Origin of the sequence: Pseudobutyrivibrio ruminis HUN009 (genome assembly GCF_000703005.1) — a bacterium.
Lineage (GTDB): Bacteria > Bacillota > Clostridia > Lachnospirales > Lachnospiraceae > Pseudobutyrivibrio > Pseudobutyrivibrio ruminis_A.
Window position 1 is genome coordinate 2464202 of the sequence record NZ_JNLH01000001.1, and the last position, 25643, is coordinate 2489844.

General features: G+C 38.5%; 24 protein-coding genes and 2 tRNA genes. 5 read left to right on the plus strand and 21 right to left on the minus strand.

Features of this window, described 5'->3' with window-relative positions:
- Positions 1–42 precede the first annotated feature (42 nt).
- Positions 43–216 carry a hypothetical protein gene (locus BO15_RS13655; protein ID WP_155952487.1) on the minus strand — a complete coding sequence of 58 codons (174 nt, stop codon included), beginning with the start codon at positions 214–216 and terminating at the stop codon, positions 43–45.
- 45 nt (positions 217–261) lie between these two features.
- On the minus strand, positions 262–1182 hold the full coding sequence (locus BO15_RS0111190; protein WP_033154388.1) for a carbohydrate kinase family protein: 921 nt from the start codon (positions 1180–1182) through the stop codon (positions 262–264).
- A 134-nt stretch (positions 1183–1316) separates the two neighbouring features.
- Here BO15_RS0111190 and BO15_RS0111195 point away from each other — a divergent pair, with 134 nt between their 5' ends.
- Positions 1317–2255 carry a CobW family GTP-binding protein gene (locus BO15_RS0111195; protein ID WP_033154389.1) on the plus strand — a complete coding sequence of 313 codons (939 nt, stop codon included), beginning with the start codon at positions 1317–1319 and terminating at the stop codon, positions 2253–2255.
- On the opposite strand, the gene BO15_RS0111200 is transcribed toward BO15_RS0111195, so the two are convergent.
- From BO15_RS0111200 to leuD, 4 genes are read right to left on the minus strand one after another with little or no spacing between them, the layout of a single operon-like run.
- The gene (locus tag BO15_RS0111200; protein ID WP_033154871.1) at positions 2252–3493 is read right to left on the minus strand and encodes a 3-isopropylmalate dehydratase large subunit; all 1242 of its coding nucleotides are present in this window, start codon (positions 3491–3493) and stop codon (positions 2252–2254) included. The genes BO15_RS0111195 and BO15_RS0111200 overlap by 4 nt on opposite strands.
- Positions 3494–3503: 10 nt before the next feature.
- The gene (locus BO15_RS0111205; protein ID WP_033154390.1) at positions 3504–3998 is read right to left on the minus strand and encodes a 3-isopropylmalate dehydratase; all 495 of its coding nucleotides are present in this window, start codon (positions 3996–3998) and stop codon (positions 3504–3506) included.
- A 24-nt stretch (positions 3999–4022) separates the two neighbouring features.
- Positions 4023–5270, minus strand: a complete 1248-nt coding sequence (locus BO15_RS0111210; RefSeq protein WP_033154391.1) for a 3-isopropylmalate dehydratase large subunit — start codon at positions 5268–5270, stop codon at positions 4023–4025.
- Between the two features lie 2 nt (positions 5271–5272).
- The gene (gene leuD / locus BO15_RS0111215) at positions 5273–5746 is read right to left on the minus strand and encodes a 3-isopropylmalate dehydratase (RefSeq protein WP_033154392.1); all 474 of its coding nucleotides are present in this window, start codon (positions 5744–5746) and stop codon (positions 5273–5275) included.
- A gap of 142 nt (positions 5747–5888) precedes the next feature.
- On the opposite strand from leuD, the gene BO15_RS0111220 reads away from it, so the two are divergent.
- Positions 5889–6401, plus strand: coding sequence for a YgjV family protein (locus BO15_RS0111220; protein WP_033154393.1), 513 nt, complete (start codon positions 5889–5891; stop codon positions 6399–6401).
- Between the two features lie 12 nt (positions 6402–6413).
- Here BO15_RS0111220 and BO15_RS0111225 read toward each other — a convergent pair whose 3' ends face one another.
- The 7 genes from BO15_RS0111225 to BO15_RS0111255 form a co-directional block, all read right to left on the minus strand.
- On the minus strand, positions 6414–7604 hold the full coding sequence (locus tag BO15_RS0111225; RefSeq protein WP_052169904.1) for an EAL domain-containing protein: 1191 nt from the start codon (positions 7602–7604) through the stop codon (positions 6414–6416).
- 14 nt (positions 7605–7618) lie between these two features.
- Positions 7619–8788 (minus strand): alanine racemase, encoded by a 1170-nt coding sequence (gene alr, locus BO15_RS0111230; RefSeq protein WP_033154394.1) that lies wholly within the window; start codon positions 8786–8788, stop codon positions 7619–7621.
- Positions 8789–8848: 60 nt separating this feature from the next.
- Positions 8849–9583 carry an amino acid ABC transporter ATP-binding protein gene (locus tag BO15_RS0111235; protein WP_033154395.1) on the minus strand — a complete coding sequence of 245 codons (735 nt, stop codon included), beginning with the start codon at positions 9581–9583 and terminating at the stop codon, positions 8849–8851.
- Positions 9584–9594: 11 nt separating this feature from the next.
- The gene (locus tag BO15_RS0111240; RefSeq protein WP_033154396.1) at positions 9595–11100 is read right to left on the minus strand and encodes an ABC transporter substrate-binding protein/permease; all 1506 of its coding nucleotides are present in this window, start codon (positions 11098–11100) and stop codon (positions 9595–9597) included.
- A gap of 162 nt (positions 11101–11262) precedes the next feature.
- Complete coding sequence (locus tag BO15_RS0111245; protein ID WP_033154397.1) at positions 11263–12519, minus strand: ABC transporter permease; 1257 nt, start codon at positions 12517–12519, stop codon at positions 11263–11265.
- A 20-nt stretch (positions 12520–12539) separates the two neighbouring features.
- On the minus strand, positions 12540–13241 hold the full coding sequence (locus BO15_RS0111250) for an ABC transporter ATP-binding protein (RefSeq protein ID WP_416389649.1): 702 nt from the start codon (positions 13239–13241) through the stop codon (positions 12540–12542).
- On the minus strand, positions 13231–15093 hold the full coding sequence (locus BO15_RS0111255) for an efflux RND transporter periplasmic adaptor subunit (protein ID WP_033154399.1): 1863 nt from the start codon (positions 15091–15093) through the stop codon (positions 13231–13233). The genes BO15_RS0111250 and BO15_RS0111255 overlap by 11 nt, the downstream gene beginning before the upstream one ends.
- 167 nt (positions 15094–15260) lie before the next feature.
- Here BO15_RS0111255 and BO15_RS0111260 point away from each other — a divergent pair, with 167 nt between their 5' ends.
- Both BO15_RS0111260 and BO15_RS0111265 read left to right on the plus strand, forming a co-directional pair.
- Positions 15261–15971 carry a response regulator transcription factor gene (locus BO15_RS0111260; protein ID WP_033154400.1) on the plus strand — a complete coding sequence of 237 codons (711 nt, stop codon included), beginning with the start codon at positions 15261–15263 and terminating at the stop codon, positions 15969–15971.
- On the plus strand, positions 15968–17329 hold the full coding sequence (locus BO15_RS0111265; protein WP_033154401.1) for a HAMP domain-containing sensor histidine kinase: 1362 nt from the start codon (positions 15968–15970) through the stop codon (positions 17327–17329). Before BO15_RS0111260 ends, BO15_RS0111265 begins: the two co-directional genes overlap by 4 nt.
- Here the strand turns inward: BO15_RS0111265 and BO15_RS0111270 are convergent.
- The 8 genes from BO15_RS0111270 to BO15_RS0111305 form a co-directional block, all read right to left on the minus strand.
- Positions 17310–18047, minus strand: coding sequence for a sce7726 family protein (locus BO15_RS0111270; RefSeq protein WP_033154402.1), 738 nt, complete (start codon positions 18045–18047; stop codon positions 17310–17312). The two genes, BO15_RS0111265 and BO15_RS0111270, sit on opposite strands and share 20 nt — an antisense overlap.
- Positions 18047–18871: a hypothetical protein gene (locus tag BO15_RS0111275; RefSeq protein ID WP_033154403.1), complete on the minus strand. Its 825-nt coding sequence runs from the start codon at positions 18869–18871 to the stop codon at positions 18047–18049. Before BO15_RS0111275 ends, BO15_RS0111270 begins: the two co-directional genes overlap by 1 nt.
- A gap of 178 nt (positions 18872–19049) precedes the next feature.
- Positions 19050–19123: transfer RNA gene (locus BO15_RS0111280), tRNA-Met, on the minus strand.
- Between the two features lie 17 nt (positions 19124–19140).
- Positions 19141–19213 (minus strand) — tRNA-Val (locus tag BO15_RS0111285).
- A 158-nt stretch (positions 19214–19371) separates the two neighbouring features.
- The gene (locus tag BO15_RS0111290; RefSeq protein WP_033154404.1) at positions 19372–19806 is read right to left on the minus strand and encodes a hypothetical protein; all 435 of its coding nucleotides are present in this window, start codon (positions 19804–19806) and stop codon (positions 19372–19374) included.
- 67 nt (positions 19807–19873) lie between these two features.
- Positions 19874–22303 (minus strand): homocysteine S-methyltransferase family protein, encoded by a 2430-nt coding sequence (locus BO15_RS0111295; RefSeq protein WP_033154405.1) that lies wholly within the window; start codon positions 22301–22303, stop codon positions 19874–19876.
- Positions 22304–22332: 29 nt separating this feature from the next.
- Positions 22333–23400: a tRNA 2-thiouridine(34) synthase MnmA gene (mnmA, locus tag BO15_RS0111300; RefSeq protein ID WP_033154406.1), complete on the minus strand. Its 1068-nt coding sequence runs from the start codon at positions 23398–23400 to the stop codon at positions 22333–22335.
- A 13-nt stretch (positions 23401–23413) separates the two neighbouring features.
- Positions 23414–24004, minus strand: a complete 591-nt coding sequence (locus BO15_RS0111305; protein WP_033154407.1) for an HD domain-containing protein — start codon at positions 24002–24004, stop codon at positions 23414–23416.
- A 177-nt stretch (positions 24005–24181) separates the two neighbouring features.
- On the opposite strand from BO15_RS0111305, the gene BO15_RS0111310 reads away from it, so the two are divergent.
- Complete coding sequence (locus BO15_RS0111310) at positions 24182–25627, plus strand: GGDEF domain-containing protein (protein ID WP_033154408.1); 1446 nt, start codon at positions 24182–24184, stop codon at positions 25625–25627.
- The last annotated feature ends 16 nt before the right edge of the window (positions 25628–25643 follow it).

Consider the following 25643-nt stretch of genomic DNA (forward strand, 5'->3'; position numbering starts at 1 on the left):
CTCCTTTTATATAATGCAAAAAAGACCTTGGCAATCCAAGGTCTAATCAGTAATAAAGTCAAAAATAGTCATTTGGTCAGAATCGGCTACTAAATTGTCGTAGTTCTCCTGCTCCTCTGGTGTTAATTCTCTGTGATAAACGTATGTCTCTTGCTTGATAACACCATCCATATCAAAATACATCTGTCTGTATTTTAGATTATCATTTTCTAACATTACTCTAGCCCAATCAATTATCCTAAATTATTCATGACTATTCTATCATACTTCTAAGCCGAACTCACTAGGTAAAAATCGTGGGCATACATTATCTGAAGTTACAATTACAGATGCTGCAAGTGTTGATCCAATTTCACAAGCCTCTTCAATTGTTTTGCCGTATGTAAGACCAATTGTTACGCCAGCGAAGAATGAATCTCCAGCACCGGTTGTATCCTTAACATCTACCTTTCTAGCTGGTACGAATCCTGTGTTGCCATCAATATCTGCATAAACTGCACCCTGACTACCAAGCGTGACAATCATCTTTTTGATCTGAGCACCCTGAATTTTCTTTGCAAGGATTTCTTCCATCTCCTCAGGTGTTTTTTCTGAATAATCATCCATGAAAAGGATGCCTGCCTCCTGCTGATTGCAAACGAAGCACTCTACGTTCTTCAAGAAATCTCTGCGTTCAACAGCAATACTCATGTTTGAGACAGCTGCATATACCTTAAGATTATACTTTTCTGCATATTTGAATACTCTTTTGATTGAATCTTTTTCCATATCAATCTCGAGAGCAATACTATCTGCATCTTTGAAAATCTCATCTCCCTCTTCATCAAGAATATCATTGATTACAGAAAGATCTGGTCGCTTTGATATAGATGCAACAACGTCTCCGTGATTATCAAAAACTGCAAGCCACTTTCCCATTCCATCAGGAGTGCGGCGAACAAATCTGGTGTCTACCTTGTGATTGTTAAGCTTTTCAAGTACGCCTGTACCGATACCGCTTTCATCTACAAGACTAACAAAAGTAGGACGAAGCTCAACATTTGCAATATCCTCTACAACGTTTCGGCTAACGCCACCGTGTACTTCCTCTACAGTACCAACATTTCTACCTGCTGGAATATAGCTTGCTGTAGAGTGACCTTTAATATCAATAAAAACTGCTCCTAGTACTACAATTCCCATTATTAATTACTCCTTTTTAAACAATGTATAAATACTATCACATGCTTTTAGAATTTTAAACAATAATTTACTACCAATGTGTTGTCCTTTATAATATACCTAAATTGTTACATAACTATGATACGAGGTATACCATGATAAAAGTAGACTTAATTACAGGATTCTTGGGTAGCGGCAAAACTACCTTTCTTAAAAAATACGCAAATTACTTCATTTCCCATGGCAAACGTATTGGAATATTAGAAAACGACTACGGCGCAGTAAATGTTGATATGCTCCTACTCAATGATTTGCGAGGGGAAAATTGCGAGCTTGAAATGGTAGCTGGTGGATGTGACGCTGATTGTCACAAACGTCGTTTTAAAACAAAGCTTATCGCCATGGCTATGAGTGGTTATGATAGAGTCATCATTGAACCATCAGGCATTTTTGATGTTGATGAATTTTTTGATGTTCTCAGAGATGAGCCACTTGATAGATGGTATGAAATCGGTACAGTTTTAACCATCGTTGATGCACGATTAGAAGATAATCTTTCTGATGATTCAGATTTCTTCTTAGCCAGCCAAATAGCAAACGCTGGGCGCATCATTCTCAGCAGAACTCAGCTTACAGACAATGAACATATCGCAAATACCAAGTCACACTTAAAATCTGCGGCAGAAAAGGCAAACCTTAATATAAATGTAGATTCTATTGTCTTTGAAAAAAATTGGGATGATTTAGATGATAACGATTTCGAATTAATTTCAAACAGCAGCTATGCTTCACGATCATACATAAAAAAAATAACCACTGATGACAGTGGTTATAAAACAGTTTATTTTCTTGAGCTCCCATTGAAAAAGGAATGCCTAAAAGAAAAAATCCTCACTCTTATGTCTGATTCTTCATTTGGCGAAATCCTCCGAGCAAAAGGCTTCTTTAATGAAGACGATACCTGGTATCAGTTCAATGTTACAAAAAATGAATTTGAACTAACACCAATGTCTGTAGGTCAGCAGGTCTTCATCGTAATCGGCGAAAACCTTAATGAAAGCAAAATCCGTGAATTTATGGAAGCCGATAATTAAGCTTCTGTTATCTTGCCTGCAATTGCTGTTGCTGCAGCTGTTGCAGGACTGGCAAGATAAATCTGTACCTTGCTAGTTCCCATTCTTCCAAGGAAATTTCTATTGTTAGTGGCAACCACCACTTCATTATCTGAAAGAATTCCTCCTCCTCTTCCACAGCACAAACCACAACCTGGAGTAGTAATAATCGCACCGGCGTCTGAAAGGATTTCAAGTGTGCCGTCAGCTAATGCTTCTCTATAAATCTTTCGGCTGGCAGGAGTAACAATCATTTTAACAAATGGTGCAACATGCTTGCCCTTTAAAATAGTGGCTGCTGTTCTAAGATCTTCTAATCTACCATTTGTGCATGAGCCAAGGAATACCTGATCCACCTTTGTCCCCTTAAGCTCTGAAACTGGATGAATGTTATCCACCAAAGATGGACATGCCAAAACCGGAACCATATCCTCTGCTCTATATCTGAGAATTCTTGAATATTTGGCATCATTATCTGGCTTCAAAGCCTTTATGCTATCGTCATATTTTATCTTACAATAGTCACAAGTCTTATCATCTGGAACAAACAGACCACATTTTGCCCCAGCTTCCACAGCCATATTCGACATTGTCATTCGGCTAGCTACACTCATGGCATCTACTGTGCTTCCAGTAAATTCAATAGCCTGATATGTAGCTCCAGATGCAGTCAAATCCCCTATTATTCTAAGAATTATATCCTTTGATGTAACATTTCCAGGCAATGTACCATCTATTTCAATCTTGATAGTCTCAGGAACTTTTATCCAAAGCTGACCTGTTCCAAGAATGCCCGCCATCTCCGTATATCCGATACCTGTTGAGAAGGCGCCAACACAACCATATGTAACTGTATGGCTGTCTGTTCCAAAGGCAATATCACCAGGCTTAACATATCCTGCTTCTGTCATAAGCTGATGACAAATACCGTCTGTTCTATGAACATTTTTTATACCGTATTTCTTGGCAAATTCATCTCCCTCTCTGAAATGACGAGTGTCATCTACCTGAGTAGCAGGAAGGAAATGATCATAAATAAGAACAACGCTGTCAGGATTTTTTACCTTAGAAAAACCCATCTCTTCAAACTTCTGAACAGCAAATGGAACCATGATGTCATCAATCATGCACCAGTCTACATCTACAGTAACAATGTCTCCTGGTTTTACATCATGCCCTACTTTATTTCCAATTATTTTTTCTACTAATGTCTTTCCCATTTTTTCACCATCAATCCAATCCATTACGCTTTCTCATAGCTTTTACCAAGCCACCAGCCTCAAGTATTTCCAGCAGGTTATCAGGAAGTGAGGCTATTTCGTAGGATTTACCATTTACCACGATTTCTTTGCCTGGTGTAACCTCAGCAATATCACCTTCTTTTACCTCATCATACAAATCCTGATTTTCAATTAAAAGTAATCCATTATTAATGGCATTTCTGAAAAAAATTCTTGCGTAAGATTTTGCAACAACGCATGAAACCCCAAGGGCCTTTACAACCTCTGGAGCCTGTTCTCTTGAAGAGCCGCAGCCAAAATTGTTACCTGCAACAATCATATCTCCTGGCTGAATCTGTGATGCCAAATCGGGACGCAGTGGACTAAAAGCATAAGGCTTCATTTCCTCCACCGTCTTAAACGCCAAATACTCTGTAGGTAAGATTATATCTGTATCTATGTCATCTCCAAGGACCCAAATCCTAGCCGTAAACTTGTCACTCATAAATTCTCTCCAATCTAGTCTGATCTAAAGTTTATCTGCAGTAGTTATAAATCCTTCTACCGCGGATGCAGTAACGGTTGCCGCTGATGCAAGATATACAAAGGAATCCTTATGGCCAGCTCTTCCCTTAAAGTTACGAGTGCCTGTAGAGATAAGTGTTTCACCTTCACCGATAACTCCCTGGCACGCACCCCAACACACTGAACAATTAGGATTCATAACCATAGCGCCAGCAGCCATAAATATATCGAGAAGTCCTTCCTTTAGAGCCTGCTTGTAAACTTCCCTACTTGCCGGAACTACTAAAAATCTAACCCCCTCAGCAACATGCTTTCCTTTGATTACTTGTGCACCAACTCTCAAGTCCTCTATACGTCCATTGTTACAGCTACCAAGAAACGCTTCGTTAATCTTTGTACCCTCACATTCCGATGCTGGTACAACGCTGTCTACAAAATGAGGCTTTGCAACAATTGGCTGAATCTCCGATAAATCGATATCATAAACTTCGGCAAACACTGCATCTTCGTCTGATGAGAACAATGCCTTAGGCTCACGTCCATGGGCCGTTAAATACTCCATCGCTACATCATCGACCTCCATAAGAGCAGTCTTTGCGCCTGCTTCTACACACAAATTGCAGATTGAGATTCTATCAGCAATTGAAAGGTCATGTAGCCCCTCTCCAGCAAACTCCATGGCTTTATAGTTAGCTCCATTAGCAGAAATTCTACCAATTATAGTAAGGATTAAATCTCTAGCGTATACACCCTTATTAAGCTTTCCATGGAGATTAAAGCGAATTGTCTCAGGTACTAGTAGCCATGATGTTCCTGTAACCATAGCATATAAATAATCTGTGCAACCAACGCCAGTACCAAAAGCTCCCAAAGCTCCATAAGCACATGTATGTGAATCTGCTCCAAAAATCAACTCACCAGGGCGTACGTGTTTTTCCATCATAACCTGATGGCATACTCCCTCCCCCTCATAAAAAGTGATTCCATGCTCTCTAGCAAAGTCTCTCATCTTTTTATGGCTCGCTGCAGTTTTTGGGCTATCAGCAGGGATATTGTGGTCAATAACCCATACAAGCTTATCCACATCTGCAATACGTGGATGCTTTAAATTGTTGTACATGTCTATTGTAAGATGAGTAGTGCCGTCGTTGCTCATCAGTCTATCAAGTGTTACTGTCTCGATATCACCAGCCTTGCAGCTTTCTTTACCTGCTGCCGCGGCAATAATCTTTTCTGCCATTGTCATTCCCATATCTAATCCTCCTTATCCAAAGATGCTATAAGACCGCCTTGATCCAAAATTTCCTGCATCTTTTCAGGTAGCTTAGTACAAGAATACTCTTTTCCATTTGCTTTGATGATGCCAGCATTCAAATCCAGTTCCATTTCATCACCATCTTTCACTACATCATAAAGCTCTTTACTGACAATAACCGGCATGCCAATATTAATGGAATTTCTATAAAAAATACGAGCAAAAGACTTAGCTATAACTGCTTTAACTCCTAGTGCTTTTAGAACACTTGGCGCCTGCTCTCTTGATGAGCCACATCCAAAGTTTTCATCAGCCACAACAAAATCACCAGGCTTTACCGCAGATGCAAAATCACCATTTAGGGACTCAAATGTATGCACTTTCATTTCGTCTATTGTGGGAAAAAGTAGATACTGGGAAGCGATAATCTGATCTGTATCTACATCTTTGTGAAATCTAAATACCTTGCCCATATTTCCTCCTTTTACATGTTGTCACATTTTCTAGTTAATCTATTCTACCTTAATTCTTTAGCGATTTAAAGAGGTAAAAACTTCAAAAAATCATAAGATTGTTATATTATATGTAAATATGATTTTTGATAGGAGTTAATAAATGAATTTAGTTTTAGTCGGACGAATCTTTTCAATTTTGGCTTGTATCCTTATGGTGTTAATCGGATACCTTAAGCACAAAAAAACAATCCTATGGGCACAGAACCTACAGTTTGTTCTTTTTTCTATATCCTACGCTTGCCTTGGTGGTATTGCCGCAGTTGTAGGAAACATGGTTAGCCTACTTAGAAACCTTATCTGCATTAAATGGAATCTTACTATTCCGCTTCAGATATTCTTCATCGGCTTTCAGGGTGTATTCACCTTCATCACTACTCAAAACAGATGGATTGACTGGCTCCCTTTTGCTGCAGCAACTATGATTACACTTTCACTTAGATCTAAAAAGGATTTAATGATAAAGCTTGGATGCATCGGCAGTATTCTTTGTTTTGGAACTTATGATTTCTTCCTTAAGAACTGGGTTGTATTTGCATTCGATGTTTTCTCACTTATCACAAGTTTGATTGGTGTATATAGAATTCTATTTGATAAAGAAAAAGAGGCCTTTTAAAAGGTCTCTTTCTTATTCTTCAACTTTTCTTGAAAAACCTATCATCAATACATCATCCTTGTGCGGATGTTTCATAAGATGAATTATAGTTCTAAACTTAAGTGGAACACCTGCTACATTGTGCTCTACAACAACCTCTACCCTTGTTTTTCCTTTATTGAATGCCTTCAAAAGCGCTGGTCTTGTAAGATTATCTTCGTAAACTTTATAAGATTCTCCAACACATATCTTTAAAGCGCTCTCAGTCATATCATCAATAACACCTGCTGTAGGCGCATCAAAGAAAATATCTGGGTTCTGATACATCATATAATAGCTATTCTTATACAGATTTCCAAACATTATCATGTCGTATTCTGTCTTCATAGCTCTTAAAAGCAGGCTGTGAGTACTAAATGTTCCCTGCTTCTTAAGGAAATCATCATCGTCAACCATAGGAGCATTATCTATCATTGCAACAACAAGGAAATCTTCTTTTTTAAGTGGTTTCGAGAATAAATATCCCTGAACTCTATCACAGTCCATATTCTGCAAAAACTTAAGCTGCTCCATGGTTTCTACACCTTCAGCTATAGTCTTTAGACTGAGACGTCTTGCAAAGAAAAATACAGTTTCAAGGGTACCACGTCCCCTATCATCCTGACAATTATCTTCCAAGAAAGCTTTATCAACTTTCAAAAAACTAACTGGCAGATTCTTTACAAACTGTAATGATGTAAAGCCCGCGCCAAAATCATCTATAGCGATTTTAACACCGGTGTCTGCGATGTTTCTGGCCCATTCTTCTATGGATTTTAAATTTTCCACAGCAAGGGCTGACTCTGTAATTTCAACCTCAAACATCTCTGGCTTTACTTTATATGTTGTAAGAATGGCTTGTAACTTACGATAAAAATCTTTTTCCTTTACATGCCATCTAGAGAAATTAACAGCAATTGGAACTGCCTTATCTCCCATTTCATGGATAGTTCGACAGGCTTCCTCTGCCATATACCAATCTAAGATATTAATATCATCTGTCTTTTCAAGTCTCGGTATGAATTTGTCTGGGCTAATTATTTCGCCATTGGGCTTCACCCATCTAACAAGTGCTTCTGCACTAACAATTCTACCAGTACTGGCATCATACTGTGGCTGATAATACGCTTTGATTTCTCGATTTTCAATAGCATTTACTACTTTATCTAAGAAAGAAGTACTCATATAATCCTCAATTACTACATCCTAAGCATTAACTCACGATCAATAACTTCCCCATTTCGATAATAAACTCGAGGAACACGCTTGCTAACTGCACAAGTTAATTCGTAAGGAATAGTACCTGCACAAGCAGCTAAGTCATCAATACTGTTCTTCTCCCCAAATATTTCAACTTCACTTCCTACATCAACAGTAGGCATATCTGTGATATCAATCATACACATGTCCATGCAAATTTTACCCCTAAGCTTTGCTGGACCTTCCTTTGTGTAAAGTGAACATTTATTAGAAAGACTTCTAAGAAATCCATCTGCATAACCATATGGCAAAACACCAATACGTGTTGGCTTGTCTGTAACAAACATTCCGCCGTAGCTGACAGCAGTTCCTTCTGGGTAAATCTTGATTGTGCTGACAGTTGTCTTCATAGTCATGGCTGGACGAAGTCCCATCTGATGAGCGAACTCACCGTATCCATATAATAACAGGCCTGGGCGCACCATGTCTAGGTATGTTTCAGAAAATCTGGCAACTGCACCTGTATTGGCACAATGTCTGATCTTAAACTTGCTATCAAGCTGTTCTTCTACAGCAGAAATGACTCTAGTGAATAACTCAAACTGATGCTTTGTGTAATCATCATTGGCCTGACCAAACTCATCTGCCTCTGCAAAGTGAGTGAATATTCCCTCTGCCTCAAGCCCTGGCATCTTGCAAGCTTCAACAATACCGCTGACACCTGTATCAAAATAGCCATTATCACAAAGATACCCTAAGCGGGACATTCCTGTATCAACTTTGATGTGAACCTTTAAAACCCCTCCGGCCTTCACCGCTTCTGCGCTGTACTCATCTGCCTTTGCTTTGCAGGTGATAGCCTGAGTGATTCCGTATTCGATAAGACGAGGGACCTGCTCCTTTGGAGTATGTCCTAAAATAAGAATAGGCATCTTGATGCCATTTACGCGTAGCTCTAAAGCCTCATCTGCACTGCTGACAGCAAGATAATCAGCTCCTAATTCCTCAAGGAGCTGACTAACTTGAATACTTCCGTGTCCATATGCATCGGCCTTTACTACGCCAAGAAACTTGACATCACTGCCTATTTTTTCACGAATCTTTGTGTAATTATATGCGATGGCGTCGAGATTAACCTCGGCCCATGTACGTCTAAGTGTTGATTCCATAATCGTATTGCTCCATTATCATTTAATGTTCAATACTATTATAGTCATTTATCTTAAAAACTAAAGTACTTTTGACAAGAAGTCCTGTAATCTCTGAGACTTTGGAGCATCAAAAATTTCTGCTGGAGTTCCTTCTTCTTTGATTCCCATTTCATCAAAGAACAGTACTCTATCAGCAACTTCTCTTGCAAATCCCATTTCGTGAGTTACAACTACCATTGTCATACCATCATCAGCCAGTTCCTTCATAAGGTTAAGGACTTCACCTACCATTTCAGGATCAAGTGCCGATGTCGGCTCATCAAACAAAATAACCTCCGGATTCATAGCAAGTGTACGTGCAATAGCAATACGCTGCTTCTGTCCTCCAGAAAGACTGTCTGGATAAGCTGATGCCTTATCTGCTAGTCCAACTCGCTCAAGAAGCTCTGCAGCTTTCTTGTTTGCCTCTTCCTCTGTCATAAGACCAAGCTTTACTGGAGCAAGTGTAAGATTCTTTTGAATTGTAAGATGTGGGAAAAGGTTGAAGTGCTGGAACACCATACCTACACGACGTCTTACATCATTTATATCTACTCCCTTTGCTGTGATATCCTCGCCATCAAGATAAATCTTTCCATCTGTGAGATTCTCAAGCTGATTTAATGTACGAATGAATGTAGACTTTCCACAGCCTGATGGTCCGATGATAGCAATAACCTCGCCCTTTTCAATCTGCATATTTACATTTTTAAGAACTTCATTCTTTCCGAATGATTTTGATAAGTTTTCTACTTTAATTAATACTTCACTCATGCTATCTCTCCTTAATCAGCCTTTCTTTCTGTTTTGCGTAAGCTCTTTTCCCATTTACCAACAAGTACTGTAAGCAACTCTACGATAATGAGGTATACGAATGCTACAGCAACAAGTGGAAGGAAAGCTTCGTATGTCTGGCTTCGAATAATGTCACCACCACGAGTCAAATCTGTAAGACCGATGTAACCACAAATTGATGTTTCCTTAATAAGCATGATGAACTCGTTTGCAAGAGCTGGTAAAACATTTTTGATAGCCTGTGGCAAGATGATGGCAGTCATTGTCTGCTTATGAGAAAGTCCAAGGCTTCGTCCTGCTTCCATCTGACCATTGTCGATAGACATGATACCACCACGCATAATCTCTGCCACATAAGCACCTGAGTTAATAGCAAAAGCAATAATTGCTACAAGCACCTTAGAAACATTAACTGACTTGAATACAACATAGTAAATAATCAAAAGCTGTACCATCATTGGTGTTCCACGAATGATAGTAAGATATACTTTACAAATTCCATTAAGGATTACATGCGCTCCTGTTTTATCATATGAGACACGGATAACCGCTACAAAGAAACCAATCATTACACCAATAATTACAGCGCAAAGAGCAATTAAAAGTGTATTTCTAAGACCTGTTAGAAGATACTGATATCTGCCATCCTTTACAAAGTTCGCATAAAGCTTTTCTGTAAATGTCTGTCCATCAGCTGCTGCATTAGCATCCTTAACAATCATAACCTGCTTTGATGTGATATATGATGTAGAGAAATTAATAGATTTTGCACGCTCTTCTGTCATTGTCATTCCAGCAATACCAACATCTGCCTTATGAGAGCTAACTGCATTGATAATTGAATCAAACTCCATATCTTCTATTTCGATGCTCATACCAAGCTTATCACCAATGGCATGCATAATGTCCATATCGATACCAACTACTTCGCCACCATCATAGTATTCATATGGCTTAAAAGTAGCATTAGTAGCGACTACGATTGTGCCGTTTTCGTATGTAACTCCCTCAGGTGACTCATATGGAAACTTGCCCTTTGTATCATCTCCAATATAGTTAGAAATGATTGAATCAAGTGTGCCATCTTCCTGAAGTTCAGCAATAGCACCATTAACCTGCTCTAAAAGCTCATCATTATCCTTTGCAATACAGATTGCATATTCTTCCAATGCAAATGGCTCATCTAAGATTACAAGCGAACCCTCGTTTTCAACACTTGCAATAGCAGGCTGCTCATCTGCAATAACACAATCAATCTTTCCCTGCTTTAAGGCCTGAACCGCATCAGTGATTTTATTATAACGTTCAACTGTTGTTCCAGCCTCGTCTCCTTCGTAATCACTGGCATAAATATCACCAGTTGTTCCAAGTTGAACACCGATTTTTGCTCCCTCTAAATCATCGATAGATGAAATAGTTTTTGTGTTGTCAGCACTTCCACAGCCAATGAAAAGTGCGGCAAGCATACATGCAAGAATTGTAGCTTTCTTTTTCATATAATCCGTCTCTCTTTCGTATAATTATTCTTCAATAATGTATTTTTATACTAAAACATAATACCACATAATTATAAAAAATAAAGAGGAAATTCAATAAAAATATAACAAAAATAGCCCCGATATTCATCGAAGCTATTAATAATATGCATAATATTCATTTTATTCGTATCTTAATGCATCAATTGGATTCATATTTGCTGCATGCTTAGCTGGTGAGTATCCGAAGAATACACCTATTGCCATTGAGAATCCTACCGACATATATATACTTGCAATTGAGACCTCTGGTGTATATCCCATAAAATGCGCAGCTATATTTCCAAGCAAAAGTCCTACCACTATTCCAATCACTCCACCTATCAGACAAATGATAATAGCCTCACTTATAAACTGTAGCATTATCATTCCATCAGGGGCTCCTAAGGCTTTTCTTGTACCGATTTCTTTGGTTCGCTCAGTGATTGATACTGTCATAATATTCATTACACCTATTCCACCAACTATCAGTGCAATTGCAGCTATCATTGAAATAGCAAGAGTCATTTGATTCATAGTTTTTGTATTCTCCTGAATCATAGTTTGATTACTATAGGCATCAATATAAAACTTATCTCCTAATGTATTTGACATAACATCAGTTAAATATGATTTAATCTCTGTTGATAAAGCTACCGGGTCCTGACCTTCTGCCGCAACCACCGTAGCATCAAAGATTGTTTCGTCATGAGAATAATTCCATGCAGTCTTCAGTGGAATGTATACACTAGTGCTAATATTTTTATTGCTACCACGCATCATACTGCCCGACTGCTGATACTCATACACTCCTATTACAGTAATATTCATGTATTCATCGTCAACATTAACTTCGAACTCTTTTCCAAGCACATCATCCAATGAATAATTTGCTCCAAAAAGCTGCTCTGCAAATTTGTCCGCCACAATAGCAGTATTCTTTCCTTGCTCGTATGCAAACTCGTTAAATAGATTACCGCCCTTAAGCTTTATGTTATTGGCTTTAAAATAACCAGCACTGACTCCAGTTATCTCTACATTAGCCTTGTTGGCATCCTTAATGACTGTACCAGAGCCAGCACTAGACTCAACAGAGATTGCACTAATCTTTCCTTTAAACTGATTGGCAAGTTTATGAAGTGTTTCTGGAGTGATTTTCATATTTTGATAATCAGCCTCTGAAAGCTCCTGGTTATAATCAATTGGATTAACGTATATGGTAATATTTTGAACACCATAGCTTTCCAGCTGTTTTTGCACACCCTTTGTCATAGAATTACCTACCGTCATGATAGCAATAACTGCTGCAACGCCAATGATAATACCTAGCATTGTAAGGAAGGCTCTCATCTTGTTTGCCTTAATGCTAAGCAAAGCAAGCTTACAGTTTTCTTTAATCATATCTATTCCTTTCAAGCCACCTAGGCCATCTTTTTCTCAGCTATAATATTTCCATCGCTAATAGTTACAATTCTTGGAGTCTCTGCTGCAAGCTCATTGGAATGAGTAATTAGCACAATGGTCTTGCCCTGCTTTTCATGAAGCTCATGGAATATATCCATAACAAGTCTACCTGTTCCAGAATCAAGTGCACCTGTTGGCTCGTCTGCAAGAATTATATCTGGGTCATTCGCCATGGCTCTTGCTATAGCTACACGCTGCTTCTGTCCACCTGATAGCTCATCAGGAGTGTGGTGCATACGTTCTTCCATGCCTACCATCTTTAATAGCTCTATAGCTCTTTTTCTACGTTGCTTTTCCGGAACTCCTGCATAAAGCATAGGCATCTCCACGTTGGCTATAGCATCTGTTCTAGCGATTAGATTGTATGTCTGAAAAACGAATCCAATATGCTTATTTCTTAGAGCTGATAATGCCTTATTAGGGGCCTTTGAAATATCTATTCCATCAAGAATATATTCTCCCGAGGTCTGCCTATCCAAAATTCCAAGAATATTCATCAGGGTACTTTTACCTGAGCCTGATTGCCCTACAATTGAAACAAACTCACCTTTATGAATATCCAAATCTATTCCATGTAAAATCTCCAACTCATTTGGAGTTCCAATATAGTAGCTTTTTCTTATATTTTTTGCTGATAGCAAAATATCATTACTCAAAATATATTCCTCCGTCAGTTCCCATTGACTCTAATGTAGCATCTGCACTGTTTTCATCTATATCAGACTCAACAATCATTTCACCTTCTTTAAGGTCTCCGCCAGTAATCTCTGTATAGAAGTCATCTGAAATTCCTGTTGTCACTGTAACGTTCTTTGTGCTTCCGTCTTTTGTCTGAATCACTACATACTTGCTTCCATCATCTGAAGTCTTAATATCTGATGATGGTACAGCAATGGCATTTTCGGAAGATGCAGTAATAAATGTCATTTTAGCAGTCATGCCAAGACGTAGGTTTTCATTAGCATCCTCAATCTGGACGTCTACTCTATAAGTAGCTCTGCTCTTTGATACAGAAGCGGTAGTAGATGTAGCATCTGTAGTTTTAGTGCTGTTCTTTGTGGCCGTAGGAGAAACAAATACAACTGTACCGTTTAACACCTCATCTCCTGTAGCATCTGTTTTAATCTGAACCTTCTGCCCAACCTGGACGCTTGGAATCTGAGCCTCATCAATATCAGCTGTTGCCTTTAAGCTTGTAACATTATCAATTACAACTGCATCTGTTCCACTGTATGTTTGTCCCTTTACGATGTTTACATTGGTAACTGTTCCATCCTGGGAAGCATATACTGTTGCCTTTGAAAGCTCTTCCTGGGATTTTTCAATTTCCTGCTGTGCAGATAAAGTATTTGACTTTGAACTTAACTCATTAGACTTTATAGCCTGAGACTGAGTATAAACATTTGAATTAGCTGAGTCTGTAGTATTATTTAAGCTAGATTGAGCAGACTCCACTGAACGGTTTGCAGATGAAACTGAATCTCCTGCAGACTGTACAGATTGTTTAGCTGATTCTGTTGCTGCTACAGCATTCTTATATGCTGTATGCTTGCTTTCAAAATCGCTTTGTGCATTAGAAAGCTCAGTTTTTGCTGTTTCTAAATCTGTCTTTGCCTGAGATAACTGGTTCTGTAGATCAGCGGTATCCTTTGTTTTAGTTTCGTACACCGGATTTCCCTCTGCATCCACCATAAGCTGCCCATTTTCATCAGTCTTCTGTACCTGTTCTGTTCCTGGATTATTTATCTGATTCTGTAAATCAGTTATTTTTGAGTTTAAATTGTCCACCTTTTGCTGTGCTGAAGACAATGTTGCGCTTGCAGCATCCATTTCTTTTTTTGCATCATTTTCACTATTGCTTGCTGCTGTAAGACTGTTATTAGCATTCTGTTTATTTCGATTTGCAGTATTTTGATCCTGCTTAGCTGATTCAAGATTTCTGTTTGAATCATTAATTTGATTAGCACCGTTTCTCTGTGCGTCTGCAAGTGCTTGATTTGCATTCTGCTGAGAAATCTCATTTTGCTGATTCTGGATATTGAGAGCCTGCTGCTGATATGAAAGTGTCTGTTCCATAGTTGTCATATCAAGCTTGTAAAGAGGATCTCCCTTCTTTACAACATCTCCAACCTTTACATATACTTCCTCTACGGGATAAGAACTTGTTGTAGTTGCAAACTGTCCGCTTTCCTCTGCAGAAATAATCGTTCCTGTAGCGCTAAGAGTCTTTTCAATGTTTTGCTTTGTTGCCTCAATTGTAATTGGTTCGCTTTCAGAATCCTGTCCCTTAGCCTTTACATATTTAAACCCGGCTACTCCTGCCACAGATGAAATAACAAGGGCTGCTATTATCATGCAAGCTACAACCTTTTTATTCATCTTCTTAAAGAAAGTTCTGTCCTTTGCAGACATTTCCTCATCTAAGCTTTCATCTATTTCTTCATCTAAAAATTCTTCTTCATATAATTTGTTGGTAAAATTCAATTTGTTAAGTATCTCTTTAAGTTTCATTTTTTCCTCCATGTGATTTCTATCAACAGATGCTATTGTGCCATTTGATTCTTAAGAAATACCTTAAGTAAATCTAAAGAAATCTAAAGAAATGACTTTTTACTATTTATTCACAGCTTTTGTGTTACTATACAAACAGATAAAGCTATCTTTTTATAGGAGTGAATATGGGAAATCAAAAGATACTGGTTGTTGATGACAACGAGGAAATAAGAAATATTCTACATATATTATTAGAAAGTGAAGGCTATCAGATTCTAGAGGCTTGCGATGGCGAAACTGCACTTACTATGGTGGACGACTCTATCGATTTAATAATCCTTGATATTATGATGCCCGGCATTTCTGGACTGGATGTATGCAAGAAAATTCGAGAAACATATCAAATGCCAATACTCTTTCTTACAGCAAAGGGAACTGACTCTGACAAATCTCTGGGCCTTCTTATTGGGGCCGATGATTATCTGTCAAAGCCTTTTTCACATAGTGAGCTTACTGCCCGTGTAAAATCCATGCTCCGCCGCTACTATGTATATCAGGGCAAAAAGGAAGCTGTCTCAGACAATTACTACACTTATAACATTTTTAAAGTGGCAAAGGACAGAAATGAAGTCTTTGTTATCAGCCCAGATGGACAGGAAACAGCTATCGATTTATCTGAGTTGGAATATCAGATTTTCAAGCTTTTAATAGAAAGCCCGGGGCGTGTTTTCCCAGCCCAGCTTATATACGAAACTATATGGAATGAGCCATACTTCTACAGTTCCAACGCTACTATTATGGTTCACATCAGAAATCTTCGCACCAAAATCGAGGATGATCCATCTAATCCAGTTCATCTTCTTACAGTATGGGGAAAGGGATATAAACTACAATGAAAAAATTTAAGAAGTTCTTTTCTAAATCCTTATATCTAGAACTATGGCTATCCATAGTTGTTTCCTTGATAATCGGTGGTGTTTCATTCTTTTTGCTGCAGCGGGTTAATGAGCTTATCTATTTTTCAAAATGGGCAGATGAGGTCTATATACCATCTCGATTGGATTCATCAGTAGAAGATTTTCAGGAGTATATTGATGAAAACCAAATATCTAGTGAAGACAAAACTCTTATTTATAAATGGTCTAAGTCACATCCACTTATGTACTTTTATTTAGAGCGTGATGGCATTATCATATACAATTTTTACGTGGACTATTCTTATGATTCAGCTGCAGAAATATCAGAAGCTGACGCCGAACTGATTGAGGAATCCTATGAGTATAATCCATATGTATACACTTACACCATCACCCTATCTGATGGGGAGTGCAAGATGCATGTGTTTGAGGACTTCAAATATGATTTATACTCGAAAATTCAGTTTGCTAATATTGGAATAAGTGCATTACTCATTATTGTCATAATCACTATATTGGTTCGAAAAAAAATCAGATACATTAATGAAGTTACTTCTGGAATTGAAATCCTGGCAGGTGGAGATTTAAGCTATCGTATTCCCGTTAAAGGAAATGATGAGATTTCCAATGTAGCAGATAACATAAACTCAATGAGTATTGCTGTTGCAAACCAAATAGAAAACGAAAAGAAAGCTATACAGGCCAATAACAGCCTTGTCACAGCACTATCCCACGACTTGCGGACTCCTCTCACCACACAGATGGGCTATTTGGAAATTCTAAAAGAGCACCATTATCATTCAGAAGAAGAAATGGATAAGTATGTAAATACCGCATTGGATACTTGCTTTCAGATTAAAGAAATGTCAGATAGACTTTTCGAGTACTTCCTTGCATTTGATCCTCATCCAGAGCGTTCAAAAGAAACTCTCTCATGCTACGATGGAATTGATTTCTTAATGCAGATAATAAGTGAATTATCACTTCCACTAATAGAGCAGGGTTTCAACTTTGAGTATGGTGAACCAACTGAAGCCTTTAAGATAAACGTAAATACGGATGATATTCTTAGAATCTTCAACAACGTATTTACGAACATAGACAAATATGCCGATGAAGCCGAACCGGTTCATGTGGCACTAAAATGTGACAGTGAGTTTGCTACACTCTCGATTTGCAACAAGATTCGATCTGTTCCGCGAAAAAATGAAAGTGCAAAAATAGGACTTATTAGCATCAATAGCCTAATGAAAAGACAAGGCGGCTCTAGCATCGCTAAAACCACCTTGGATACATTCACTATTGAATTAAAATTTCCTATTTACCAGCACGCCTAGTTCTTTTGATGGAGGTCCTTTTCTTAGGGCCTCTTCTTTTTGGAGAATGTGCTTTTCTAAAGGCTGCAATCTCAGCCAACAGCTTTTCATAATCTCTTTCAAATAAGAGCTCACTAATCTCATGACTAACATCTGCAGGGTCGACCTTGGTTTCTGGAATCACCGGTTCCATTCCCGCTTCCTTTGCAACTCTTTTTATACGAGCCACCTCAGCTTTTGCAATTGGAGCTTTTGTCCACTCAATAATCTTTTTACGAACTGCAGGTTTGCTTAAAGACTTGTATTCCGGCATCCCCAGTCTTTGTAAAAGGATTCCCAATTCAGGTCGCCACAGCAATTCCAGCTTTCTATTAAGCTTTACCTTTTTATTGTATTCAGGCTTTCTTAGAAAATAGAAATCAGGCTTTTCATCAATTTCGTCAACTGTGATAATCCCCCAGTAATCTGGAACATGCTCTTCCACATGCATTGCATGACTTGAGCCTACTACCACTATGTTGTAATCAAAGTATTTATCATAGTCTTTTATCTGACCTTCAAGCCTCGTATATGTGTCCGCATCAGATTTTATTTCGATTCCTACAAGAGCATCGGTAATTATCATAATCACATCTGCCCTTGATTTTCCCATCATCTTTTCCTCGATGATTCGTGTTTTACCATAGCATCCCTCTAAAAAATCGAATAGAGGCTCTCTTATATCTTTATCTTTTAACATTAAAGCGCCTCAATTTGTTCTAGTATTTGGGAGGCATCAGAAGTAAACTCTGTAATTTCTTTGCCAAATGAGGAATCATAGTATTTACCAAACAGCTCATCATATTCATCCTGACTGGCCAATTCCTCTCCATTTATCTCCCAATAAGAAATTATCGCATTTCCGTTTTCATCAAAGCTATCCTCTGCCCATGGATCAAGTGGCCCCTGAGTACCATAAGCAATATTAATCCAATAACCATCTTTAATTGCCACTACACTATTGTATGTATTAGCATCAACATGCTCTGTGGCTAAAAGCACATTGTCTCCTTCTACATAGGAAACCGAATCAATCTGACCACTCAGTAGGTTTACTGTAGAGCCAGTAAATGTAGCTATTACTATATCTGAATCATCAACCTTGTAGATAAGCTCAGGAATGTCATCAGAATCAACATAAATCAATGAAAACCCAACACTATCCTCGCTACTCAAATCCTCTACTAAAGCCTTATAGCCTTCTTTCCAGGATGCAAACTCACTTACCTCTGAGGCACCTGATGCCCTATAATTAGCTCCTACTCTATCATCAAGCTCAAAAGCTGCATTGTATTCATCTGAATAATTATAGCCCTCTACCACCTCGATAGTTGGAAGATTTTCGGATTCTTCACTTGAAGAATCATCTTTATTTTCAGTTGCTTCGTTTTCGGATTTATTCTCCTCAATGGCATCCTCAAGCTCCTCTGGCTCAACCTCTCCTGAGACATTATCTTTTCCACATGCTATGGTGCTTGCTGCAATTGTAAGGCACAACGTAAATACAAATAATCTTTTTCTCATGTACCGTCCCCCTAGTTTTTGCTTTTGCAACAATTATAACTCAGTGAGTTTCGGAAGTCGAACAAAGAAAATGATAAAGAATGAAAGGGGATTCGATTCTCGCCTGCCGGCTGTTTGAATCCACATCGAGCTGAATAAAAATAAAAGCTAGACCATTTGGTCTAGCTTTTATTTTTAGTAGCGAGAGGGGGATTCGAACCCTCGACACCGCGGGTATGAACCGCGTGCTCTAGCCAACTGAGCTATCTCGCCATATTTATTAAATTAAATGGGACCTACAGGGCTCGAACCTGTGACCCTCTGCTTGTAAGGCAGATGCTCTCCCAGCTGAGCTAAGATCCCAGAGCTATAAGCGTTTTACCGCTTCAAGCGACTCCATAAAGATAACAAAACAAGCACACAATGTCAACAGAATTATTAATTTTCGCAATATTTTTTTTATATAGAGGAATTACCTGAAAGAAACAATCAAAAAGCAGACATTAAAGTCTGCTTTAATCTTAGAAATATGACATTGTACCTTCCAAATCAATATGTTTTGCCTGGAGATCTTTTAATTCAAAAACGATTCCTTCACAATACTTTTCGTCGTTGATTCTAGTGCGGCGACCAATCATTCTGAAATGAGCTACTGGGAAAGATGTTTCGTAGCTCCATGAGTAATCAGGATTACCACCCTTTTCTCCCTTGCAAAGACCTTTCCAATAAGCCTTGATTGTGTTTGGACTTTCATAGTCCACATACATCATTTCGCTTTCATCAGAGATCTCATCGCCCTCTTCGTATGTAGCTCCCTCAAACTGAATAACAGTATTTAAGCTACCATATCCGATAACAAGACCATTCACTCTAGCCTCTTCAATAAGAGAATCCTCTACATCTGAAAGACCATAATGGCATCCCTGAAGCTTCTCAGCTAATTCTTCTTTTGTCATAGTCAAACTCCCTCGTTTTGATTTCACATATCACTAATAATACATTACTAGATTTTAGTTAAAAAATCTATGCCCATTTCTCCATAATATTTTGAACCAATTTTACGCATTCTGCTGCATCAGCCGAATATCCGTCAGCATTAATCTCGTCCTTAAAGGATTCATTAATACATGCTCCACCAATAATAATCTTAGCTCTACATCCCTTTTCCTTAGCAAGCTTAACTACATCATCCATGCGCATCATTGTGGTAGTCATAAGGGCCGACAAACCGATAATATCTGCATCTACCTCTACTGCCTTATCGATGATTGTGGCAGCTGGTACATCCTTGCCCAGATCTATAACATTAAAACCGTAGTTTTTAAGCATTAGAGCAACCAAGTTTTTCCCAATATCATGGATATCTCCCTCCACCGTGGCAATAACAACCGTAGCCTTTGATTCATTAGAATCGCTGGCAAGAAGCGGCTCGATATGCTTCATACCAACTTCCATTGCATTTGCACCAGCTATTAACTGTGGTAGGAAGTATTTCTTTTTATCATATAAATCACCTACCACATTTATTCCCTTGATAAGATGATTTTCAATAATTTCCTGTGGCTCCATTCCAGCATCTAAAAGCTTTTGAATCTCAGAAACTATCTGGTCCTTTTTGCCTTTAATAACGCACTCTGCTACTGCGCTTTCTGAAGATGTAGCATCAGCGGCTGGCTTACTGGCACTAGCCTGTGCTGCAGCTCCACCTGCTGTCATTGACAACACCGGAAGTGATGCATATTTTTCCAAGGCTCCAGGCTTGTTCATAAGTGTATCAGCCGCGGCGGCCTGATACATAAGCATATCCTGGCTTGGATTTGCAATAGCCATTGTAAGGCCCTTACTAACAGCTATGGTAAGATATGTGGCATTTACAAACTGTCTGTTTGGCATTCCAAAGGATATGTTGGATAAGCCACATACTGTAGGGAGTCCTAATTCCTTCTTACAGTATTCTATAGTTTCAAAGCACTGTAATCCAGCTGTGCCCTCAGCACCTACTGTCTGAACAAGTACATCCACCACTGCTGCATCCCTCTCCAAGCCGATAGCTTCTGCTGCACTTAGAACAGTTGAAATGTGCTCTTTCTTTTCTTCCATATCCTTTGGAAGTCCAGCACCTGATAAAGGCAGTGTGATAAACATTGCTCCGTATTTCTTTGCGAGCTTAAGCATTGGCTCCATCTTTTCTTTTTCAGCAGATATAGAGTTGATAAGCGCGCGCCCCGGATAAATGCGAAGTGCAGCTTCCATAACATCCACATGACTGGTATCCAGACATAATGGTAAATCAACTGCCGATGTTACCTCGTAAATACTATCAAGCATCATCTGTTTCTCATCGATGCCATTCATACCCATATTTACGTCGAGAATGTTGGCTCCCTTTTCTTCCTGCTCTCTGGCGAAATCCACAACCATTGATAAAGAGCCTTCTAAAAGGCTAGCCTGAAACTTCTTTTTTCCTGTAGGATTAATTCTTTCACCGATTACCATAAATGGTCCGTCTAAATCAATCCAGGTATTCATTCGCTCAGAAGTAACAACCCTCATAGGCTTCTTTTCTATCTGATGTTGTTTTTTATCTTTTAATCGAGAAACCAAAGCTGATATATGCTCCGGTGTAGAACCGCAACATCCTCCGAAAAGCCAAGCCCCAGCTTCATAAAGCTTTTCACAGGCATCTGCAAATACATCAGGGCTCATCTTATAAACAGTCTTGCCATCCTCAAGCTCTGGTAATCCTGCATTTGGCTTTACAATAATAGGAATATTTGCAACAGCTGCCATCTGCTGAACAAGCTCAAGCATTGCATCAGGCCCAGTACTACAATTCATACCAACACAGTCTACACCCATGGACTGTAGAACAATCATGGCTGTATCTGGTGACGTTCCATATAATGTCTTTCCATCTGGATTAAATGTAAGAGAAACAATGATTGGTAAATCGCAGGTTTCTTTAATGGCAAGAACTGCTGCACGACACTCCTGTAGGCTCATCATAGTTTCTACCACAAAAAGATCAACACCTTCCTGAAGAATGGCTTCTACCTGCTCCTTATAGCAGTCCACTAAATCCTCAAACATAAGGTCCCCAAGAGGATATAGCTGCTTGCCTGTCATGGAAATATCTGCTGCAACAAAGCCTTTATCTCCTGCCACTTCTCTTGTTAAACGAACAAGCTGTCTATTCATTTCCACAAGCTTGCCCTCTAATCCATATTCTGAGAGCTTGATTCTAGAGGCTGTAAAAGTAGGCGCCAGCACAATATCAGAACCTGCATCAAAGTAAGCTCTTTGTAGTTCTTGAATAGCCCAAGGATTATCGATAATCCATTTTTCAGGACAAACACCTGCAGGCATTCCCCTTTTCTGAAGCTCAGTACCTGTAGCACCATCAATAAATACAATTCTTTTTTCAAGTAACTCTCTAAAATCCGCTCTAGTCATTATTTCTCCTCTTAAAAACCCGCTTAACTCTAGTCTCTTAAAATTGTTCCACCGCCAAGTACTACATCGCCATCATAGAAAACAGCTGCCTGGCCTGGAGTGATTGCTCGCTGTGGCTCATCAAAAACAATCTTTGCTGAAGTAGCATCAAGTCTCTCTACTGTACATGGCTGTTCAGTCATTCTATAGCGAACCTTAGCCTTGCACTTAAATGTTGGACGGTCATCTGTTGGATCAATCCAATTAATATTCTTAACAATAGTTGTTGTTGTAAACAGATCCTCATTTTTACCAAGGACTACCCTGTTGTTAGGCACATCAAGTGCTGTTACATAAAGAGGATGTTCTGCTGAAATACCAAGTCCCTTTCGCTGACCTATTGTATATCCCACAATTCCCTTGTGGGTGCCCATGACATTGCCGTCCTGATCAACAAAATCACCTGGTGCATATTCCTTACCCGTAAAACGCTTTAATGCTGAAACATAATCCCCGTCTGGAACGAAACAAATATCCTGACTATCCGGCTTATTTGCATTTATGAAGTCGTGGCTTTCAGCGATTTTTCTAACCTCATCCTTAGAAATCTCTCCTAATGGGAATTCAGTGTGTGCCAGTTCCTTTTGAGTCATAGCATATAAAACATAGCTTTGATCCTTGTTTGGATCTAATCCCTTCAATAGCTGATATCCATTGTCAGTCTTTCTTATTCTGGCATAATGTCCTGTAACAATTTTTTCGCATCCAAGAATCTCGGCTCTGCGATAAAGCTCATCAAACTTCATGTTCTTGTTGCATTCAATACAAGGATTAGGTGTCATACCATTTTCATAGCAATAAATAAAATCATCTATTACAGTCTCTCTGAACTTATCCTGAAAATTAAAGGTATGATGTGGCATACCTAAACGGCGTGCTACAGCCTTAGCATCCTCAACGTCATCTAAAGAACAACATGTATGAGAATCACATACTCCTATATCCTCATTGGCATACAACTTCATTGTACAGCCAATGCACTCATATCCTTTTTCCTTCATCATTAAAGCGGCAACACTACTATCTACGCCACCACTCATTGCAATAAGTGCTTTCATTTTTCCTCCAAAACTATTCGTCTTTTATATTTCCTCGACTTACATTGTCGGTAATAATTGCATCAACTACCTGAAAAAGCTTTTTTGAACCCAAGGCTGTCTTATCCTGTCTACCATGCACCTGTGTAGCAGTAACTCCGTGCTTGCGCCAATCTTCCCCACCATTGCTATTATTAAGCATTAGCGGCTGTACATTATCCATTGAACGAGCAAACTTAGCCTCTGCTGTTTCATAAGCTTCAAACTCTTCGAACAGCGCCATCAATTCCTTTGCCTGATCCTCCGGAAGCATTCCAAATATACGCTTCTTTGCAGCCTCCTCTCTGGCAGCCTGAGTCTTTTTGTTTTCCTCATCGTATGCATAGGTATCCCCTGCATCTATCTCCACAATATCGTGAATCAAGCACATCAGCATTACCTTACCTATATCAACTGGTTCATTTGAATACTCTCTAAGAAGATACGCCATGATAGCCATATGCCAAGCATGTTCCGCGTCATTTTCATTTCTGCCATGGCCTGACAAATGTGTTTGTCTAAATATGTTCTTCTCTTTGTCTATTTCTAATGCAAAATCCAACTGTTTTTTTAGTCTATCGTCCATTTTAATATATCTCCTATCAATTTAGTAGATAATTCTATTATGGGATAGAATAAAATAAAACTCTAGTCATTTCAATATAAAATCATTTGAAAAACACCACATTTTTCACAAAGTATGCACAAATATTAAATAGAATAAATAATAATCCTTATACAATGTTATTTCTATAGGTAAGATATGGGTAACAATTTATATTCACTACTAAAACAAACAGCAAATCTATCTTCTCTTCCATGCACAATCATGTCTGTAGAGAAAAAATCTGATGGCACCTGTGGTGACATTCGTTTTTACGCCATAAACGATATCTTCAAAAGAAGCTACTACGACATGTTTATTGAACAGGAAGGTAATAATAAAGTTACCTTTGAAGATTTTGACGAGGTAATTGAAGGGCAATTATATACAGCTCATCTCCCTAAAGAACCAAAATTCGAAGACATATGCTTCAGAGCCGCTTGGGGAAAAGAGCATATTCACACCTATGTAGATACTACAAAAATGTACGGTTACTGGACTGAAGATATATTATTACCAGTCAACTGCGAACATGATGAAACAATAGCGTACTGCCAGTTTATGTACACTCTAAACAAAGAAATGGATACAGGGAAATTTAGTGCTGTTTCTCCTGATATTTCCAGTTTCGTAATAAAGGTTTGTTTGGAGATGCGAAATGAAAATGCATTTTCCAATAGTATGGACATTATCACACGAGATTTAAGGGAATATGCTAATTCTGAATCTGCTTGTATTTTAACGGTAGACTCAGACCAAAAAAAATTTGAAATTATTAGTGAATCAGTACGTAATAATGCTTACTGTATTAAAGATATATTTTCCAATTTTTCTTTTGAAATTGTTGGATGCTGGGAGAAACTTCTCTCTGAAACAAATAATATTATTATCCAAAATAATAAAGATATGTCCTACTATGAATCACAGGCACCTGATTGGATAAAGACCTACAAAGATGCCGGGGGTAAGGCCTTGTGCTTAATGCCATTTATTCATCATGGTGTTATCATCGGATATCTTTATATTTCCAATTTTGATACAAATGAAACAACTCGTCTAAAGGATACTTTAGAGCTAATAAGCTTCTTCCTTACTGCTGAAGTTGCTAATCACATGATTTTGGAAAAGCTAGAATATCTTAGCAACGTTGATATTCTTACAGGCGTTCTAAACAGAAATTGCATGAATGTAAATGTTGATGAGCTTTCACTAAAACTAAAGCTTGATCCTAAACCATTTGCAGTTGCCTTCTGCGATTTAAATGGATTAAAAACCATAAATGACCATGGCGGACACAATTCAGGGGATGAATTATTAAAGGATGCTGCCAAGGTGCTTAAGGAAGTTTTCATAGGTGATCAAATATATCGAGCAGGCGGTGACGAATTCGCCATCATATCCCTTAACAGCACAGAAGAGGAATTTTTAGAAAAGCTTGCCCTATTGCGACAAAAGGCCTGTGATCCAGATTGGTTAAATTTTGCTATAGGACATTATTACGATGCAAATAGCGGAAATCTTCGACTGGCAATGAGATATGCAGATGAAAACATGTACGAGGATAAAAATGCCTTTTACGAAGCCTATCCTGATAAACGTAGATAATATACGAAAGGTGACA

What these genes read in the sequence shown, in the direction of transcription:
- BO15_RS0111235 (WP_033154395.1), bottom strand. Translation starts at nt 9,583, where the DNA reads ATGAGTGAAGTATTAATTAAAGTAGAAAACTTATCAAAATCATTCGGA.
- BO15_RS0111305 (WP_033154407.1), bottom strand. Translation starts at nt 24,004, where the DNA reads ATGGACGATAGACTAAAAAAACAGTTGGATTTTGCATTAGAAATAGAC.
- BO15_RS0111245 (WP_033154397.1), bottom strand. Translation starts at nt 12,519, where the DNA reads ATGATTAAAGAAAACTGTAAGCTTGCTTTGCTTAGCATTAAGGCAAAC.
- BO15_RS0111205 (WP_033154390.1), bottom strand. Translation starts at nt 3,998, where the DNA reads ATGAGTGACAAGTTTACGGCTAGGATTTGGGTCCTTGGAGATGACATA.
- BO15_RS0111210 (WP_033154391.1), bottom strand. Translation starts at nt 5,270, where the DNA reads ATGGGAATGACAATGGCAGAAAAGATTATTGCCGCGGCAGCAGGTAAA.
- BO15_RS0111255 (WP_033154399.1), bottom strand. Translation starts at nt 15,093, where the DNA reads ATGAAACTTAAAGAGATACTTAACAAATTGAATTTTACCAACAAATTA.
- BO15_RS0111295 (WP_033154405.1), bottom strand. Translation starts at nt 22,303, where the DNA reads ATGACTAGAGCGGATTTTAGAGAGTTACTTGAAAAAAGAATTGTATTT.
- leuD (WP_033154392.1), bottom strand. Translation starts at nt 5,746, where the DNA reads ATGGGCAAGGTATTTAGATTTCACAAAGATGTAGATACAGATCAGATT.
- BO15_RS0111310 (WP_033154408.1), top strand. Translation starts at nt 24,182, where the DNA reads ATGGGTAACAATTTATATTCACTACTAAAACAAACAGCAAATCTATCT.
- BO15_RS0111275 (WP_033154403.1), bottom strand. Translation starts at nt 18,871, where the DNA reads ATGAGAAAAAGATTATTTGTATTTACGTTGTGCCTTACAATTGCAGCA.
- BO15_RS0111290 (WP_033154404.1), bottom strand. Translation starts at nt 19,806, where the DNA reads ATGACAAAAGAAGAATTAGCTGAGAAGCTTCAGGGATGCCATTATGGT.
- BO15_RS0111270 (WP_033154402.1), bottom strand. Translation starts at nt 18,047, where the DNA reads ATGTTAAAAGATAAAGATATAAGAGAGCCTCTATTCGATTTTTTAGAG.
- BO15_RS0111260 (WP_033154400.1), top strand. Translation starts at nt 15,261, where the DNA reads ATGGGAAATCAAAAGATACTGGTTGTTGATGACAACGAGGAAATAAGA.
- mnmA (WP_033154406.1), bottom strand. Translation starts at nt 23,400, where the DNA reads ATGAAAGCACTTATTGCAATGAGTGGTGGCGTAGATAGTAGTGTTGCC.
- BO15_RS0111200 (WP_033154871.1), bottom strand. Translation starts at nt 3,493, where the DNA reads ATGGGAAAGACATTAGTAGAAAAAATAATTGGAAATAAAGTAGGGCAT.
- BO15_RS0111240 (WP_033154396.1), bottom strand. Translation starts at nt 11,100, where the DNA reads ATGAAAAAGAAAGCTACAATTCTTGCATGTATGCTTGCCGCACTTTTC.
- BO15_RS0111265 (WP_033154401.1), top strand. Translation starts at nt 15,968, where the DNA reads ATGAAAAAATTTAAGAAGTTCTTTTCTAAATCCTTATATCTAGAACTA.
- BO15_RS0111225 (WP_052169904.1), bottom strand. Translation starts at nt 7,604, where the DNA reads ATGAGTACTTCTTTCTTAGATAAAGTAGTAAATGCTATTGAAAATCGA.
- BO15_RS0111220 (WP_033154393.1), top strand. Translation starts at nt 5,889, where the DNA reads ATGAATTTAGTTTTAGTCGGACGAATCTTTTCAATTTTGGCTTGTATC.
- alr (WP_033154394.1), bottom strand. Translation starts at nt 8,788, where the DNA reads ATGGAATCAACACTTAGACGTACATGGGCCGAGGTTAATCTCGACGCC.
- BO15_RS0111190 (WP_033154388.1), bottom strand. Translation starts at nt 1,182, where the DNA reads ATGGGAATTGTAGTACTAGGAGCAGTTTTTATTGATATTAAAGGTCAC.
- BO15_RS13655 (WP_155952487.1), bottom strand. Translation starts at nt 216, where the DNA reads ATGTTAGAAAATGATAATCTAAAATACAGACAGATGTATTTTGATATG.
- BO15_RS0111195 (WP_033154389.1), top strand. Translation starts at nt 1,317, where the DNA reads ATGATAAAAGTAGACTTAATTACAGGATTCTTGGGTAGCGGCAAAACT.